At 66.8% G+C, this 16,736-nt stretch carries 14 protein-coding genes; 7 read left to right on the forward strand and 7 right to left on the reverse strand.

Annotated features, from left to right (window positions below; genetic code table 11):
• Nucleotides 1-8 precede the first annotated feature (8 nt).
• Nucleotides 9-2,372, reverse strand: a complete 2,364-nt coding sequence (locus AC3WT0_RS05745; RefSeq protein WP_492752150.1) for a TonB-dependent receptor — start codon at nucleotides 2,370-2,372, stop codon at nucleotides 9-11.
• Between the two features lie 114 nt (nucleotides 2,373-2,486).
• On the reverse strand, nucleotides 2,487-4,310 hold the full coding sequence (locus AC3WT0_RS05750) for a tetratricopeptide repeat-containing sulfotransferase family protein (protein WP_492752151.1): 1,824 nt from the start codon (nucleotides 4,308-4,310) through the stop codon (nucleotides 2,487-2,489).
• 80 nt (nucleotides 4,311-4,390) lie between these two features.
• On the opposite strand from AC3WT0_RS05750, the gene AC3WT0_RS05755 reads away from it, so the two are divergent.
• Nucleotides 4,391-5,149 carry an NUDIX hydrolase gene (locus AC3WT0_RS05755; protein WP_492752152.1) on the forward strand — a complete coding sequence of 253 codons (759 nt, stop codon included), beginning with the start codon at nucleotides 4,391-4,393 and terminating at the stop codon, nucleotides 5,147-5,149.
• 3 nt (nucleotides 5,150-5,152) lie between these two features.
• On the opposite strand, the gene AC3WT0_RS05760 is transcribed toward AC3WT0_RS05755, so the two are convergent.
• Both AC3WT0_RS05760 and AC3WT0_RS05765 read right to left on the reverse strand, forming a co-directional pair.
• Nucleotides 5,153-5,704: a hypothetical protein gene (locus AC3WT0_RS05760; protein WP_492752154.1), complete on the reverse strand. Its 552-nt coding sequence runs from the start codon at nucleotides 5,702-5,704 to the stop codon at nucleotides 5,153-5,155.
• Nucleotides 5,705-5,996: 292 nt separating this feature from the next.
• The gene (locus AC3WT0_RS05765) at nucleotides 5,997-6,197 is read right to left on the reverse strand and encodes a hypothetical protein (protein WP_492752155.1); all 201 of its coding nucleotides are present in this window, start codon (nucleotides 6,195-6,197) and stop codon (nucleotides 5,997-5,999) included.
• A 132-nt stretch (nucleotides 6,198-6,329) separates the two neighbouring features.
• Here AC3WT0_RS05765 and AC3WT0_RS05770 point away from each other — a divergent pair, with 132 nt between their 5' ends.
• The 3 genes from AC3WT0_RS05770 (at nucleotide 6,330) to AC3WT0_RS05780 (ending at nucleotide 8,810) form a co-directional block, all read left to right on the forward strand.
• Complete coding sequence (locus AC3WT0_RS05770) at nucleotides 6,330-7,442, forward strand: sensor histidine kinase (RefSeq protein WP_492752200.1); 1,113 nt, start codon at nucleotides 6,330-6,332, stop codon at nucleotides 7,440-7,442.
• The gene (locus AC3WT0_RS05775) at nucleotides 7,432-8,184 is read left to right on the forward strand and encodes a LytR/AlgR family response regulator transcription factor (protein ID WP_492752156.1); all 753 of its coding nucleotides are present in this window, start codon (nucleotides 7,432-7,434) and stop codon (nucleotides 8,182-8,184) included. The genes AC3WT0_RS05770 and AC3WT0_RS05775 overlap by 11 nt, the downstream gene beginning before the upstream one ends.
• Before the next feature lie 65 nt (nucleotides 8,185-8,249).
• Nucleotides 8,250-8,810 (forward strand): TonB family protein, encoded by a 561-nt coding sequence (locus AC3WT0_RS05780; RefSeq protein ID WP_492752157.1) that lies wholly within the window; start codon nucleotides 8,250-8,252, stop codon nucleotides 8,808-8,810.
• Between the two features lie 111 nt (nucleotides 8,811-8,921).
• Here AC3WT0_RS05780 and AC3WT0_RS05785 read toward each other — a convergent pair whose 3' ends face one another.
• Nucleotides 8,922-9,296 carry a UrcA family protein gene (locus tag AC3WT0_RS05785; RefSeq protein ID WP_492752158.1) on the reverse strand — a complete coding sequence of 125 codons (375 nt, stop codon included), beginning with the start codon at nucleotides 9,294-9,296 and terminating at the stop codon, nucleotides 8,922-8,924.
• A gap of 244 nt (nucleotides 9,297-9,540) precedes the next feature.
• Nucleotides 9,541-10,776 (reverse strand): dicarboxylate/amino acid:cation symporter, encoded by a 1,236-nt coding sequence (locus AC3WT0_RS05790; protein ID WP_492752159.1) that lies wholly within the window; start codon nucleotides 10,774-10,776, stop codon nucleotides 9,541-9,543.
• A 215-nt stretch (nucleotides 10,777-10,991) separates the two neighbouring features.
• Here AC3WT0_RS05790 and AC3WT0_RS05795 point away from each other — a divergent pair, with 215 nt between their 5' ends.
• Nucleotides 10,992-11,576, forward strand: coding sequence for a PEPxxWA-CTERM sorting domain-containing protein (locus AC3WT0_RS05795; protein WP_492752160.1), 585 nt, complete (start codon nucleotides 10,992-10,994; stop codon nucleotides 11,574-11,576).
• Here AC3WT0_RS05795 and AC3WT0_RS05800 read toward each other — a convergent pair.
• Nucleotides 11,558-13,300: a PHA/PHB synthase family protein gene (locus AC3WT0_RS05800; protein WP_492752161.1), complete on the reverse strand. Its 1,743-nt coding sequence runs from the start codon at nucleotides 13,298-13,300 to the stop codon at nucleotides 11,558-11,560. The genes AC3WT0_RS05795 and AC3WT0_RS05800 overlap by 19 nt on opposite strands.
• Before the next feature lie 142 nt (nucleotides 13,301-13,442).
• Between AC3WT0_RS05800 and AC3WT0_RS05805 the strand changes: the two genes are divergently transcribed.
• The gene (locus AC3WT0_RS05805; RefSeq protein ID WP_492752162.1) at nucleotides 13,443-15,614 is read left to right on the forward strand and encodes a TonB-dependent receptor; all 2,172 of its coding nucleotides are present in this window, start codon (nucleotides 13,443-13,445) and stop codon (nucleotides 15,612-15,614) included.
• Complete coding sequence (locus tag AC3WT0_RS05810; RefSeq protein ID WP_492752163.1) at nucleotides 15,614-16,705, forward strand: PepSY-associated TM helix domain-containing protein; 1,092 nt, start codon at nucleotides 15,614-15,616, stop codon at nucleotides 16,703-16,705. The genes AC3WT0_RS05805 and AC3WT0_RS05810 overlap by 1 nt, the downstream gene beginning before the upstream one ends.
• Nucleotides 16,706-16,736: the final 31 nt, after the last annotated feature.

Raw genomic sequence — 16,736 nt, forward strand, 5'->3', positions numbered from 1 at the left:
GGAATAAGTCAGAACTTGGTCCCCAGCCGGAGGCCGATCGTCATCGGCTGGACCGGGATCGAATAGACCGTCCCTCCGCACGTCTGCACCGCACATTGGGTGAAGCGGAACACGCCGCCTTCGGCGTCGAAGGCATTCCGCACGTAAAGCTCTACGCTATACGGTCCCTTGTCCCAGCCCGCCGCGAAATCGACGGTGCCATAGCCTTTCTGGTCGCCGAGGATGCCGCGCTCCACGGTGCGCAGATCGAAGCTGATCTTGCTCTGATAGACGCCCGCCGCCTGGACGTGCGCGGTGCCGCCCAGCGCATCGAATTCATAGCGCGCCTGCACATTGCCCTTATACTTCGGCGTGATCGGCAGGCGCGTGCCCGCCGGCGCCTGGGTGAAATTGCCTTCAGGAATCGAGCAGTCGAACTGCGGATTGGCGATGCGGCAATAAGGCGTCTTGAGCTTCGCGTCGGTGTAAGCGCCCGAAAGAGTGAGCGTCAGCCCCTTGATCGGCGCCGCCGTGATCTCGGTCTCGACACCGCGCGACCGGCCGTTGCCGGCGTTGCGGATCTCGGTCAGGCCGTTCGCGCCGAGATAGGAGAACTGGATGTCCTTCCAGTCGATCCAGTAAAGCGCGCCGTTCCAGCGCAGCCGGTTGTCGAGCCAGCTCGTCTTCCAGCCCGCTTCGTAATTGAGCACGAAATCGGGGTTGTAGGGCGGCAGCGTGCCGCGGCGATTGATGCCGCCCGGGCGGAAGCCGCGCGAGTTGGTGAAGTAGATCAGCTTGTTCGGCGTGATCTTGTAGGTGATGTTGATCTTGTGCGTGAAGCCCGTGTCCTTCACGCGCTTGTCGAGATTGGTGCAGGGGCTGCCCGGCACGATCGCCGGCCCGAAGCAGCCGCCGACGCCTGTCCCCGAGCTGAAGCCCAGCCCGTAGCCGTAAAAGCCGACCAGCGAATTGTCATATTTGAACACGCGCGCGCCGAGCGTGACTTCCCACTTGTCGGTCGGATTGACGGTCAGTTCGCCGAAGGCCGCATAGTCGCGATCGACGCGGCGCTGCTTGGTCAGCCAGATATTGTCGGGCGCCGAGGGATCGACCCACAGGTCGTTCGCCAGCCCGTCGATGATATAATGCTGCTCGATATTGTGCGTCTGGCGCTGGTAGAAGCCGCCGACGACCCAATGGGCATGATCGCCCTGCCAGCTGAGCCGCAGCTCGTGGCTCATCTTCTTGTAGCGATCGAAGCCGTCGACGCGCTGGTTGGGGATCGGGTTTCCCTCGTTATCGACATAATAGGCGCCGTAACCAAACAGCGCGTCATAATAATAGGCATAGTCCGAATAGTCGGACTGGGTGTGGTCCTTGCGGTTCAGATAGGCGCCCGCATAGGTCAGGTCGAAGCTGCCGAGCTTGCCGGTGATGGTCAGAGCGGCCTGATACCAGTTATCCTGGATCTTCTCCGGATTATACTGGATCGTCTGATATTTCTTGAGGCCCAGCTCCTCGGCGAAGGAGCCGTTGGTCTTCTGCTTCTGCCCCATGAGCTGGGGCATCACCGTCCAGTTGTCGTCGAGCTCGATGAGCAGCGAGGCGCGGCCACCATAAGTGTCGACGTCGTTGTAGTTCTTCTTCACGAACGGCGCGTTGTTGACGGTGATGTCGCCGGTGGGGAAGGTGCGCGAGCCGAAGATATTGTCGATATAGCCCGCCGCATGATCGTACCAGCCGACCACGCGCAGCGCCATCATGTCGGCGATGGGAATATTGACGAAGCCTTCGCCGACATAGCCCTGATCGCCGTGGCGGACGGTATTCACCTCGGCATTCACCGCGCCGTAGAATTTGCCGATCTCGGGCTTGTTGGTGATGATGCGGACGGTGCCCGCCTCGCTCGACGCGCCGTAGAGCGTGCCCTGCGGGCCGGCGAGCGCCTCGACGCGCGCAATGTCGTAGACATGGATGTCGAGCGCGCCCTGGATCGTCGTGATCGGGGCTTCGTCGAGATAAGTGCCGACGCTGGGCAACTGGGCGGAATGGTTGGCGTTCTCGCCGCTCGCGATGCCGCGGAAATAGACGTTGGAGAAGCCCGGCGCGATCGTCTGATAGGACAGCGACGGCAGGTAGCGGGCATAATCGTAGAAATCGGCGACCTGAAGCTGATCGAGCTTCTTGGTGTCGATCGCGGTGATCGCCAGCGGAATATTCTGCAGCGTATCGGTGCGCTTCAGCGCGGTGACGACGATGTCGCCCAGCCCTTCGGCCGCATCGGGCGAACTGGTTTCGGCGGGCGGCGTCGTCTGCGCGGCCACAAGGCTGGAGGATGCAAGCAAAGCGCTGACAAACAATGTTTTCACGCCTGCACGGGCAACGGACTTCATCAACGACCCCCCAATTTGTCTGTTGCGACAAGGCTGTTACGGGGTCGAAATCCTGTCAAGCGCACTCATGCCGCGCCGCACAACGTCCGGTCGCAATCCTGCGCGATGTTGCAATTATACTACAGGCGACGGCGCATCGGGGTAATGATCGAGCACCGGGCCAAGCGCCGCTTTGAGCGGGCCAAGCCAGGGTTCGTAATGCCGCCATTGATCGAGCCCATCGGCGTAGATGGGCTGGCGGACCTGCTCGGCGCTGGGCGTGCGCACCGCGCGCCGCGTTTCGTAGAAGCGCAGCACGGCGGGATCGAAATCGAGCCCGAGATAGGCCAGCAGCGCGCGCGTCTCGCCTTCCATGTCGGCGACCAGCTTCTCATAGGTGACGCGGTGGACATGGCCGGGCAGCACGGCGTCCCACAGCGCCATCAGCCGCACATAATCGGCATAATAGGTGCCGATCTCGGTCAGGTCGTAGCTGAACGCCTGCCCGCGCGCGAAATGCTGCTTATATCCCGAGAAGCAGCAGCCGAGCGGATGGCGGCGCACGTCGACGATCTTCGCCTGCGGCAGGATCAGCCGGATCAGGCCGACATGCAGGAAATTATTGGGTAGCTTGTCGATGAAATAGGGCCGGTCGGTCTTGCGCTGGATGCGCGTGCGATCGAGATATTCCTCGCCCAGCGCAGTCAGCTCGGCAGCGGAAAGCGTGCCGACGATCTCGGGATAGTCGCTGTCCTGGCTGCGCGTCTTCTTGCCCGCGAGGCGACGGACGATCGTCGTCATGTCGGGCAGTTCCATCGTGCCTTCGATCAGCGGATGGCTGGAAAGGATCTGCTCGACCAGCGTCGATCCCGAACGCGGCATGCCGACGACGAAGATCGGATCGGGCGCGGGGCAACCGGCGTCGGCGCGCGCGGCGAAGAAGGCCGGCGTATAAAGCCGCCCGGCGCGTTCGCGCTGGTCGGTCAGCTCGTCGATATCGTGATGCAGCAGCTCGCGCCGCAGCCGGTTACCCTCGGCATAATGGGCGAAGGATTCGGCGTGATCGGCCGCATCCTCAAGCGCCTTGCCCAGCGAGAATTCGATATGGAAGCGATCCTCGGGCGAAAGCGCGTCGCCCGCCAGCAACGCGCGCATCGTCGCCAGCTCGCTGTCCTCGAAGCGGAAGGTCTTGAGATTGGCGAGGCTCCAATAGCTTTCGCCGAGCCCCGGCTGCTGATCGATGCTGCGGCGATAGGCGTCGACGCTGGCGGGAATGTCGCCCACCGTCTTGAGCGCGTGGCCCAGGCTCATCCAGACCTTGGGCTGCTTCGGCTGGTCGGCGAGCACCTTGCGGTAGATGGCGATCGCGGTCTCGTAATCGCCGACGCGGACGAGGATCGCGGCCTTCAGGTTGCGGTAGGCGATGTTCTGCGCATCGCGCTTCAGCAGCGTCTCGACCTCGGCCAGCGCTTCGGGCGACTTGGTCTGGCGGTAGAGGATCACCGCCAGATTGTGGCGCGCGGGATCGAAGGACGGCGCGAGTTCGAGCGCGCGGCCCAGCAACCGTTCGGCATCGCCATAGCGGCTGAGGCGCGTCGCGAGTTCGCCCAGCATGCGGATCGCCGCAACATCGGTCGGCGCGTCCTTCAATTGCGCGCGCAGCAGAGGCTCGGCGACGGCGATCTTGTCCTCCGCCATGGCGCGCGCGGCCTCGACGAGACGCGGCTCGCGCACCGAAAGCGATATGGCGCGCATATGCCCGGCGTCGCCGCCCTTGCGGTCGCCGGCGGCGTGGCGCGTGTCGGCCAGCGCGCGCCAGGCGACCGGCGATCCCGGCACGATCGCCGTCGCGCGGCCGAAGGCGTGGGATGCCTCTTCGAGCCGGCCGGCGCGCGCGTGGTTCCAGCCCAGCGTCATCGCGGCGTCGAAGGTCATGGGGCGAAGCGGTGTCGTTGCCATCGCGCGATCAAGGCGGGCAGGCGCGCCGCTGTCAACAGGAGGCTGGGCAACAGGAGGCCGGCCATGCATAGCATCGCACGATGACCGATACCGCGATCCCCGCCGCCACGCTCGTCCTCTTCCGCGACCGCGCCGACGCGCCGCCCGAACTGCTGATGGTCGAGCGCGCGGGATCGATGGCCTTCGCGGCGGGCGCGCTCGTCTTCCCCGGCGGGCGGATCGACCCCGCCGACCGCGAACTGGCGGCGGCGATCGGCGGCGTGCTCGATCCTGACGATGCGGCGGCGCGCGTCGCGGCGATCCGCGAGACGATCGAGGAAAGCGGCATCGCCCCCGCGCTCGACCCGCTGCCCGGCGGCGAGGCGCTGGCCGAACTGCGCGCGCGGCTCCACGAAGGCAGGGCGCTGGGCGACGCGCTGGCGATCGCGGGGATCGATCCCCTGCTCGACCGGCTCGAGCCCTTCGCGCGCTGGCGGCCCAACTTCAAGGAAGCGCGGACCTTCGACACGCGCTTCTATCTGGCGGCGCTTCCCGAGGGCGCGCCCGACCCGGTCGTCGACGCGACCGAGAATGTCCGCGTCTTCTGGGCCGGCGCGGCCGAGGTGATCGCCGCCTGCGACCGGGGCGAGGGCAAGATCATCTTTCCCACGCGCCGCAACCTCGAACGCCTTGCCCAGTTCGCCGACTTCGCGTCCGCCGTGGCGCATGCGCGCACGATCCCGGCGGAGACGATCACGCCGTGGATCGAGGAACGCGACGGCGAAAGGCTGCTCTGCATCCCCGAGGATCGGGGCTATCCTGTGACGAGCGAGACGCTGGCGAGCGCGATGCGCGGCTGACGCTCAGTTGGGAAGCGCGGTCACGTCCACCTTGTCGACCCAGGCGGGGTAGAAGCCGGGCTCGCGGTTCGACCAGCCAGGGGCGGTCGCCGCCGCTTCGCTGATCGACTGGAGCAGCGCGCGCCTTTTATCAGGGTGGAGATGCGGGAGCGCCGCCGCCGCGCAGAAGGCGCCGGGCAGCCAGGGCCGCGCATTGGCGCCGATCAGCCGCTCGTAGAGGAAGCGATAGGCGGCGAAGCTGTTGAGCCGGTTCTGCCCGAGGTCGAATGCCGAGACGGTGACGAGCGGCGCCATGAACGGCTCGATCGCATCGAGGCCGCTATCGTCGGGAACGCGGGCGCGGAGTTCGTCGAGCCGGTCGTAGACGCGGGACTGCGCGCGGATGCTGGCGGCCTCTACGACGTCGCGCGACCAGAGCTTCATCGCGTCGATCCGCCGAAGCCCGACATCGAGCGAGCGACGGATATAACGCTGCGTCGCCGCCTCGAACCCAGCAAATTCGCGCATCTCGGCCAGAGCCAGCGCGCCGGCAGCCTGCCTTGCCCCCGAACTCATCGTCTTCGCCTCCGATCCATCAGGCGGATCATGCGCCGACCCCGCTTACCGGCGCGTTAACCGACTGTTGCCTACAGGACAGGATCGAATCAGAAAGCGTGTTGCACTGCAACAGAATTGCGACACGGCGCGGAAATCAGGTCAATTGCGCACCGGGCGTTGCAGCATCGCAACAGTGGGAATTGCATCTCTTCCCGTCATTGCGAGCGCAGCGAAGCAATCCAGAATGCCCGGCGCCACTCTGGATTGCTTCGCTGCGCTCGCAATGACGGACCGGTAACGGCTTTGCCGGTCAGCGCACCGGCTTATCGACGCCCGGTTCGGGTTCGTCCGATCCTGGCGCGACGACGGCGGGCGGATCGGATGCGTCCATCGATTCGTCGAGCCCGACATCGAGCTGGGCATCGAGATTCTCGGGATCGCGCGCCAGCCGTTCGGAGAGCTTGCGATCGCGGCCGGCGTCGCCGGGCTTTCCCCTGACCTTCGTTCCCACGTCGTCCTCCTTCGGTTATGACGCTGCAACGGGCGGTCAGGCGAGGGGTTCCGTTCGATGAAGCAACAACCGGTTTCGACGATCGACGGCGCGCCTGCTGTCGCCGCGCGCGCGGGCGCGGTAGAAAGCGGCATGATTGCCCAAAACCCGGCGAACCGCCGGCCTCGCATCGGCCAGGAAGTCGCGCTCTACACGATACTCGGATTCTGGCTGTTCTATATCCTCGTCACCACCGCGCGCGCCGTGGTGATGGATTTTCCGTCGCAGGGCGAAATGGCGGAGCGCCGTGCGGTCGTCACTGTGTTCGGCATCGCGCTGACCTACGGCCTCTACCTGTTCCTCAGGCTGTTCGACGACCGGCCGTTCGGCCAGCGCGTCATCGCCGCCTTTCTCGGCGCGATGCCGTGCGCGCTCGCGATATCGGGCTTCAACTTTTATATCTTCAACGTCTACGATCCCGTCGGGCTGACGCAGGACCCCGAACTGCTCCGCGAGATGAAGGACAGCGGCACGGCGTTGCAGGTCTTCGCGGAAGTTGCGATCTCGCGCTATTTCTTCCTCGCCGCATGGGCCGCGCTCTACCTCGCCATTTCCTATGCCGCCGAGACGCGCGAGGCCGAGCGCAAGGCCGCCGCCTTCGCCCGCGCGGCCAAGGATGCCGAGATCAGGGCGCTGCGCTATCAGGTCAATCCGCACTTCCTGTTCAACACGCTCAATTCGCTGAGCTCGCTGGTAATGACCGAGCGCCCGGTCGAGGCCGAGCGGATGATCATGAACCTGTCGACCTTCTACCGCACCAGCCTGTCGGGCGATCCGCTCGAGGATGTGACGCTGGCCGAGGAAGTGAAGCTCCAGCAGCTCTATCTCGATATCGAGGCGGTCCGCTTCCCCGATCGGCTGCGCACCGTGATCGACATTCCCGATGCGCTGCTCGACGTCTGCGTGCCCGGGCTGATCCTCCAGCCGCTGGTCGAGAATGCGATCAAATATGGTGTCTCGCCCGCCGCGCGCCCGGTGACCGTGACGATCTCGGCCCGCACCGCGGACGGCTGGCTGACGATCGTGGTCGCCGACGACGGCAAGGGCTCGGCGGTCAAGGGCGAGGGCGGCGGCATCGGCCTCGCCAATGTCCGCGACCGGCTGGCGGCGCGCTTCGGCGCCGGGGCGACGCTGACCCGCGAAGCGCCGGCGGGCGGCGGCTTCCGCGTCACGCTGACGTTCCCGGAGACACGCAATGGCTGCTGAAGGCGATGCCCCGCTGCGCACGCTGATCGTCGACGATGAGCCGCTCGCGGTCGAACGGCTGCAACTGCTGTGCGCGCGCGAGCCGGGCATCGCGCTGGTCGGCACCGCGACCGATGGCGAGGCTGCGCTGCGGCTTGCCGAAGCGCTCAAGCCCGATCTGCTGCTGCTCGACATCTCGATGCCCGAGCGCGACGGCATCTCCGTCGCCCGCGCGCTCGGGCAATCGGCGGAGCGGCCGGCGGTGATCTTCATCACCGCGTTCGACAGCTTCGCGGTCGAGGCCTTCGATCTCGCGGCGATCGACTATCTTCTGAAGCCCGTCGCCCCCGACCGCCTGTCCCGCGCGATCGCGCGCGTCGGGGAGAAGAGGCGCCAGGCGCCGCCGGCCGGCGCGCCGGCCGAAGCTTCGCCCTATGCCGAGGAATTCTGGGTGCCGCACCGCGCCGAGCTGATCCGCGTCGCATCCGAGGATATCGACCGGATCGACGCCGAGCGCGATTATATGCGCCTGCACGTCGGCGCGCGCAGCTTCCTGCTCCACCAGACGATCAGCGCGCTCGAGGAACGGCTCGATCCCGATCGCTTCATCCGCCTCCACCGATCGACGATCGTCCGCCGCGACCGCATCGCCAAGCTGCGCCACGACGGCAGCGGCGTCTGGTATGCCGACCTTGCCGACGGGCATGAAGTGCGGATCGGGCGCACCTATCTGGCGGCGGCCAAGGGGATTGCCGGGCGGTAGATTCACCTTTGTCTCCCGATGCTTCGATGATAATCTGTCCCCCTCTTTCGCGAAGGAGGGGCAGGATGAAGACGGGGCATCTTCTCATATTGTGCTTTGCGGGCTGGGCCGGCGCGGCGCAGGCGGCACTGCCGAAAGTGACGCCGGCGTCCGAAAACAGGATCATCTTCCAGAACTATCCGGTCGAATCGCTCAAGCGCGGCGAGGAAGGAACTGTGGACGTGAAGGTGCGCGCGATGCGCGACGGCCGCATCCTGCGCTGCGCGGTGATCGCTTCGAGCGGCTATGCTGCGCTCGACACCGCAACGTGCGACCTGATGATCGCCAATGCCAGGATCAAGCCGGTCACGACCGTCGAAGGCAGGCGTATCGAAGGCAATCGCCTGGCGCGCGTCGTCTGGGAATTGCCGGTCGAGGCCCGCCGCGATCCGCCGCCGGCCCGTAGCAGCCTGCGCAGGCTGGCCAGCGCGCGCGAAGATGTGATCTGTCGCTGGTCGACCCTCGCCGGATCGCTCTTCATCCGCAAGAAGGTCTGCCTGACCCAGCATGACTGGGACCTGGCCGAATCCTACGCGCGCGCCGAGTCGGTCCGCCTGCAGACCGCGTTTGGCCCGCCGATGAACTGACCGCAGCCCGCCTGGGGCGCGAAGAAACGCCCCCGGCCGGGGACTGTGGCCGAGGGCGTCAGTGGGGTTGCGCCGGAATGAGGGACCGGCGCGCTGGGCTTGCCGGCAGCCTTAGCGGCCGGTGCGGGTTGCCGTGACGGCGAGGCTGGCGACGCGGTTCGCGCTGTCGGCCGAGGCCGAGAGCACCTCGACACTGGGCAGGCGCGTGCCTTCGACCGCATCGACGCGGCACTGCTGCGCGTCGCGCTGCTGGATCAGCGACTGGGCCGAGCGCGTGCCGCAGACGCGCTGCGCCGCATAGTCGATCCGCGCCTTCAGCCGATCCATGCCTTCCTGCGTGTCGAGGTTGAGGTCGGCATAGCTGACGCGGGTGGAAACGGTGTCGCCGAAGCCGGTCGCGGCGTTGGCGGAGGGGATGAAGACGAAGGCGGCCACACCCGCAGCGGCGGACATGATCGCAGCCTTCGCATAACGGTTGTTGAACATGACAATTCCTTCCAATCGAGGGGCAATCGCAAAGGGTCGGCGCATCGCTGGGATGCGTTTGCGCGGCGGGCCGGGGGGCCGGGGAGCATCGCTGGCCCGCCGCGCATTTCCGGGATAGCGCGTGCGCTGTTGCGAGGCATTCGCGGCTCGACGGAGGGCTTATGGCATCGGCCAACGGCCGGCGTCGGCCACCAACCGACGAATGGCATCGACGAACGTCGGGATGCTCCGCCGCGCGGCGAATCTAATCCCGCCGACGGGCGGCAACGGCAGTCGCGGCGAGATCGTAGGTGACGTTGCCGACGGTGCGGAGCAGATCGGGAATCTGCTCGACCGCGACGAACAGGGCAAGCGGGGCGATCGGCACGCCCATGGCCAGCGCGATCGGCACGGTGGTGATAAAGAAGGTGACGGTGCTGGGGATGCTGACCGAGGCAAGGCTGATGACCGCCGCGACCAGCGTGCCGGCGATCATCGCCGTCAGGCCCGGCGTCACGCCCGCCAGCATCGCCACGTAGAGCACGATGCCGAGATTGGCCGCCGGGCTGGTCGCGCGCATCAGCGCCACGGCCATCGGCAGGATGATCGCCGGCTTCTCCTCGCCCAGATCGAGCGGGCCGCGCGCCGCATCGATCATCGCGGGAAGCGCGGCGAGCGAGCTTTGCGTCGACAGGCCGATCGACTGGGCGGGAAGCGCCGCGCGCGCGAAGCGGCCGAAGGGCTGGCGCCCGAAAATGACCGCCAGCACATAGCCCCCCGCCGTCACGATCGCGAGAATGGCGAGGTAGAGCGCGAGATAATGCGCCAGCCCGCCGATCGCGGCGAGCCCGGTGCGCGCCGCCGTCGCAAGGCCGAGCGCGAAGACGCCGAGCGGCGCGAAGGCGAGCACCCAGCGGACGATGACCAGCATCGTATCGGTGATTGCCGCCATCAGGTCCATGATCGCGGTCCGCCCGCCGACGGATATACGCGAGGCGGCGAAGCCGAAGATCAGCGCGAAAATGACGAGCGGGAGCATCGCCGAATCCGCCGCCGCCTTCACCGGATTGGCGGGAATGATCGAACGCAGCCATTCGCCGATCGGCGGGATCGGCGGCACCGGCCCGGCGCCTGCCAGCCCGCCGCGCAGCGCGGCCGTCGCCGCCGGGTTGAGCGGGAAGAGATCGAGGAGCAGCGGATAGACGATCGCGCCGACCAGCGCCGATGCGAGCAGCACGAGCGCGAAGACGAGCATCGCGCGCGCGGTGACGCCGCCCGCCTCGGCCGCCTCGGCCGCGACGCCGACGCCTTGCACGAGCAAGGCGAAGACGAGCGGGACGATCGTCATCCTGAGCGCATCGAGCCAGATGCCGCCGACCGGATCGGCGATCGCCGCGACCTGCGGCGCCAGCGCCGGCGCGACGGCCGCGAGCAGCGCGCCGGCGGCTAGACCCAGGAGCAGACCGCCGAGGATGAGCCATGCGCCCGACAGTCGCTTCATTCGTCCCCGGCCCTTTCGCTGCCCCGAAAGCCAATGCTTGCCGTACCCGATCGCCCCCGGCAAGCTGCATCGCAGGCGACCGCCAGCACCGGCGATTAACCAGAAACGGCGTCGCCCTGATTTACAACATATTGTTAACCATAGTTATTTTTAGCGGAAATCCGCCATTGGCACGCTCCGTGCCTAGCGTTTCGCGTAACTGTAGCGAGGCGTAAATGAACCGCTTTTGTCTGACCCTGGCGCTGGCTGCCGGCGCCGCCATCGCGGCCCCGGCTTCGGCCGCGACGATCACCAGCGTGGATCTGCGCGCGCCGGCGAGCAGCCTGCTCGGCGGGCAGGCGGCCGATTTCACCGTCAACGGCGCGACGCTCAGCACGCTGCCGAATGGCGTCGGCGGCTATATGGCCGACATGCTGGCGGCCATGCAGGGGCGACAGGTGTCGCTCGCCGCCGGCAGTGCGGCGGCGGACAGCCTGATCTTCACCACCGACAATGCCGGCATGACCAGCATGAGCTTTGGCAGCGCGGTGACGGTCAGCGGGATCAGCGGCATCCCCAATCTGGCGAACATGACGCTGCGCGCCGACGATTCCAACCTGCTGCGCGTGCGCCTGTGGACCTCGACCGCGCAGCATTATGAGATCGTGCTGACGCCTTCGTTCATAACCGCGACGAACGAGAATGTCGCAGGCGTTCCCGAGCCGGAGACCTGGGCGCTGCTGATCGCGGGCTTCGGCCTGGCGGGGGCCGGGTTTCGCTTTCGCGCCCGCGCGAAGGGGATTCAGCGCGTCCTGACGTAACGGCCGGGCGCATCCTCGATCGGCCTGAGCTTGCCTTTGCCGGGGATGCGCGCGCCCTTCACAGGCACGGTCGCGGGGGCGATGCCGCGCAGCCACGCCAGCCAGTCGGGCCACCAGCTTCCCTTCGTCTCGGTCGCGCCGGCGATGAACTCGGCGAGCGAGGCGGCGGGGCCGTCATTGGTCCAGTACTGATATTTGTGCGCGGCGGGCGGATTGATGACGCCCGCAATATGGCCCGATCCGGCGAGCAGGAAGCGGATCGGCCCGCCGAACTGCTCGGTCAGTTTCCACACGCTGTCGAGCGGGGCGATATGATCCTCGCGCCCCGCCTGGATATAGGCGGGGGTCTTCACCGCATGGAGATCGATCGGCGTGCCGCCGATGCTGATCGCGCCGGGCTGGACCAGCTTGTTGTCGCGATAGAGGTCGCACAGATAGGCGCGGTGCCATCTGGCGGGCAGATTGGTGGTGTCGCCGTTCCAGTAGAGCAGGTCGAACGGCGCATAGTCCTTGCCCAGCAGGTAGTTGTTGACGACATAGTTCCAGATCAGGTCGCGCCCGCGCAGCAGGTTGAAGGTCGCGGCCATGTAGCGCCCGTCGAGATAGCCGTCGGTTTCCAGCCCCTCGATCATCCTGAGCTGTTCGTCGTCGACGAAGTTGAGCAGATCGCCTGCGCGCGAGAAATCGACCTGCGCGGTGAAGAAGGTCGCGCTCGCTACCTTGCCCGCCTCGCCGCGCGCCGCGAGATAGGCGAGCGTTGCCGCCAGCGTCGTCCCCGCCACGCAATAGCCGATCGTATGGACCGCGGGCACGCCGAGCAGGTCGCGGATCGTATCGATCGCATCGATCTGGCCGCGGATGATGTAATCGTCCCACGTCACGTCCTTCATCGTGGCGTCGGCCGACTTCCACGAAACCATGAACAGCGAGATGCCCTGATCGAGCGCCCAGCGGACGAAGCTCTTTTCCGGCGCGAGATCGAGAATGTAGAAACGGTTGATCCACGGCGGGAAGACGACGAGCGGCGCGGCCAGCACGTCGGGCGTGGTCGGCGCATAATGGATGAGCTGATAGAGCGGGGTTTCGTGAATCACCTTGCCCGGCGTGGTGGCGAGGTTGCGCCCGACCTCGAACGCATCCGCCGCCGTGTGGCTGAGCTGGCCGCGCCCCATGTCGGCCAGCATATGCTCCAGACCCTTGAGCAGATTCTCGCCGCCCGTCTCGATCGTCTTTTCCATCACCTCGGGGTTGGTGAGCGGGAAATTGGCGGGGCTCATCGCCTCGACCACCGATCGCGTTGCGAAGCGCAGCCTTTCCTTCTGCGCCGCCGGCACGTGATCGAGCGCGTCGACGCCGCGCAACATATGATCGCCGATGAGCAGATAGGACTGGCGGATCAGATCATAGAGCGGATTATCATGCCAGGCGGGCGCGGCGAAGCGCCTGTCCTTCGCGCGCGACGGATCCTCGGGCTCGGCCTTGGCGGGCTGGAGGAAGCGTTCCCACAGCTTGACGCTGTCGGCCCAGAAATCGGCCTGCGCGCGCGCGATCGCGGCGCCATCGGCGAAATCAAGCGCGGACAGGCCGGGCGCAGCCGCGCCCGCCGCCTTCGCCAGCTCGTCCAGCCCATGCTCCATCATCATCTGCTGCGCGCGGCCGATCACCCAGGTCCAATGCTGCATGTCCTGAAGGCTGGGCGGCGTGTGCGTTTCTGTGTCGGCCATCGACGTTCCTCTCGCCGACGAGACTAGCGTCGAATTGCGCGGCGCGAAACCACCGGCCTGCTAAGCCGCTTCGCAATATTATTGAGAATGTGTTGCATTAGCGAACCGCCTGCCCTAGCAGCGCCGCAAAAAGGGAATGCACATGCACAAGATCGCCACCGCCGCCCTCGCGGCGCCCATGTTTTTCGCTACCCCGGCCCAGGCGCAGGACGGCAAGCCGGTCGACGGGCTCGAAAATGCGGCTTCGCACGAAATCGTGATCACCGCAGCGCGCACCGCCCTGCCCGCCAACGCCCTGCCGCTGACCATCGACGTGATCGACAAGAGCACGCTCGACCAGCAGATCGCGATTTCGGGATCGGTGGTCGACGCCGTCGCGACGCTGACCCCGTCCTTCTCGCCGACGCGGCAGAAGCTGTCGGGCGCGGGCGAGACGCTGCGCGGCCGATCGCCGCTTTATGCGATCAACGGCATCCCGCAATCGACGCCGATGCGCGACGGCAGCCGCGACGGCTTCACGATCGACGGCTTCTTCGTCGATCGCGTCGAGCTGATCTACGGATCCAACGCGCTGCAGGGCATCGGCGGGACCGGCGGCATCGTCAACCAGGTGACGGTGGGGGCGCCGACGAAGGAAGGAATCAGTGGCCGCGCCTTGCTGCAGGGAACGGCGGACAATGATTTCCGCGGCGACGGGCTGGGCGGCAAGGCGGCCGGGCTGATCCAGTACAAGGCCGGGCGCTTCGACGCGACCGTCGGCGCTGCCTATGAGAAGCGCGGCGCCTTCTACGACGCCGACGGCCGGCGCATCGGCATCAACAGCACGCAGGGCGAAACGATGGATTCGCAGAGCTGGTCGCTGTTCGGGCGTTTCGGCTATGCGCTTGGCGACACCGCGCGGCTCGACCTGATCGCCAGCCGGTTCGAGCTGAAGGGCGACGGCGACTATCTCGCCATCCCCGGCAACCGCGTGACCGGCGTGCCGACGAGCGCGGTGCGCGGCGACCAGCCGGGCGATCCCGCCGCCAGCCGCACCGAAAGCGTCGCGCTGTCGCTGACCGACCCCGCGCTGGGCGGCGGCCATTTCGTCAGCCAGATCTTCTTCAACCGCACGCGCGACACGTTCGGCGGCGAAGTCGCGCCGATCGCGACTTTCCAGGACCCGACGATCGCGCCGATCGGCACTTTGTTCGATCAGTCGCAGAACCGATCGCGCAAGCTGGGCGCCAAGATCAGCTATGAGCGCGCCGTTCCCGGCTTCGAGAACCTGACCGCGACGGTGGGCTTCGACGCGCTGTTCGACAAGACCGAACAGCGGCTGATCGCGACCGGTCGCGTCTGGGTGCCGCCCGCCGACTTCCGCAGCCTCGCGCCGTTCGGCCAGCTCAACCTGGCGCTGTTCGACAAGAAGCTGCGGCTGGCCGGCGGCCTGCGCTGGGAAAATGTGCGGATCAAGATCGCCGATTACCACACGCTGGCCGCCAATACGCGCCCCTATGGCGGCGTCGATGTCGGCGGCGGCACGCCGAGCTTCAGCGACCTGCTGCTCAACGGCGGCGTGATCCTGGAGCCATGGGACGGCATCCGCGCCTATGTGAGCTATGCCGAGGGCTATACGGTGCCCGATATCGGCCGCATCACCCGCGCGATCAGCACGCCCGGCGTCGACCTCGACAATTTCCTCGACATCAGCCCGGTCATTTCCAACAACCGCGAGATCGGCTTCGAGATCAAGCGCGGCCCGATCGACGCCAGCGCCGCCTATTTCTGGTCGTCGAGCAACAAGGGACAGATATTGATCGCCAATCCCGGCGGCATCTTCGACGTCCAGCGCCAGCGCGTCGAGATCCAGGGACTGGAGCTGAACATGCGCGTGCAGACGCCGCTGCCCGGTTTCCGTGTCGCGGTCGGCTACGCCCATCTGATCGGCCGTTACGACAGCGATTCGGCAAACCCCGACGGCATCGTCGACACCGACCTCGACGGCAGCAACATCTCGCCCGATCGCCTCAACCTGTCGGCGACCTATAATCGCGGGCCGATCTCGGCGTTGATCCAGACGCAATTCTATCTGTCGCGGACTTTCCACGGCAAGGCGAACCCCGACCAGCGCAACAATTTCGACGGCTATACGCTGACCGACGCCAGCCTGCGCTACCAGACGCGGTTCGGCGCGCTCAACCTGAGCATCCAGAATCTCTTCAACGAACAATATATCAGCTATAACGCCGACACCCGGCTGCCGACCGACAATCTCTCCTACTTCGCGGGGCGCGGGCGCACCTTCACGCTGGGCTGGGACTATCGCTTCTGATGCGCCCGCTCGACCTGCTCCACCGCTGGACGGGCGGGCTGATCGGGCTCGTGCTGGCGATGCTCGGCCTGTCGGGCGCGATCCTCGTCCACCGCGACGCGTGGATCGGGCTTCCCCATGCCGGCGACGTGCAGGTGCAAGGCGCCGACGCGCTGTCCGCCGCGGTCGAGCGGATCATGACGGCGCCCGACCGCCCCGGCAGCATCATCTTCGCGACGCCCGGCTTCGGGCTCGACCGGCTGAGCTATCAGGGCGGGCGCGGCGCCTATGCCGACCAGTCGGGCCATGTCGTCGCAAGCTGGCAAAGCCAGTGGGAGCGGCCGGAGCTGTGGCTGTTCGACTTCCACCATCACCTGTTCAGCGGCGACGCGGGCGAATGGGTGATCGGCATCGCCGGCATATGCGGGATGTTCTTCGTGGTGAGCGGCGTCATCCTGTGGTGGCGGACGCGCAAGACCTGGGAGTTCCGCCTGCTGCCCAAGCGGCTGAGCCGGCCCGCCATCGTCCGCCACCACCGCGATCTCGGCATCATGGTCGCGCCGCTGCTGCTGCTTTCGCTGTTCACCGGCACGGCGATGGTCTTCCGCCCGGTGATCGCGATCATCCTCGGCCCCGACGCGCCGTCGCTGGTCGCCAGAACGCTGAAGCCGCCGAAGACGCCTGCCGTGCCGCTCGCCGCGCGGCCCGACTGGCGCGCGATGATCCGCACCGCGCGCGAGCGCTTTCCCGACGCCGAGCTGCGCATCCTCGCGCTACCACGCAAGGACGGCGGCGCGATCATGCTGCGGATGCGCCAGCCCGGCGAATGGCTGCCCAACGGGCGGACGACCTTGTGGTTCGCGGCCGACAGCGGCCGGCTGATCGAGGCGCGTGACGCGCTGGCGATGCCGGCGCGCGTCCGCGTCTATAACAATCTCTATCCGCTGCACGCCGCGAAAGTCGGCGGGCTCGGCTGGAAGCTGGCGATGACGCTGTCGGGCCTGGCCCTGTTCATGCTCGGCACGCTGGCGGTGTGGAGCTTCTGGTTCAAGCGCGGCAAGGCGGCACCGGCGAAGCGGCGGCCGGCGCTCGCCGGGCAAGCCGCCAAATAGGCTTCGACAAGGCTTTGGCGGCGGCGTAGAA

This window comes from Sphingomonas sp. EU05-FHT14C10 (assembly GCF_058790595.1).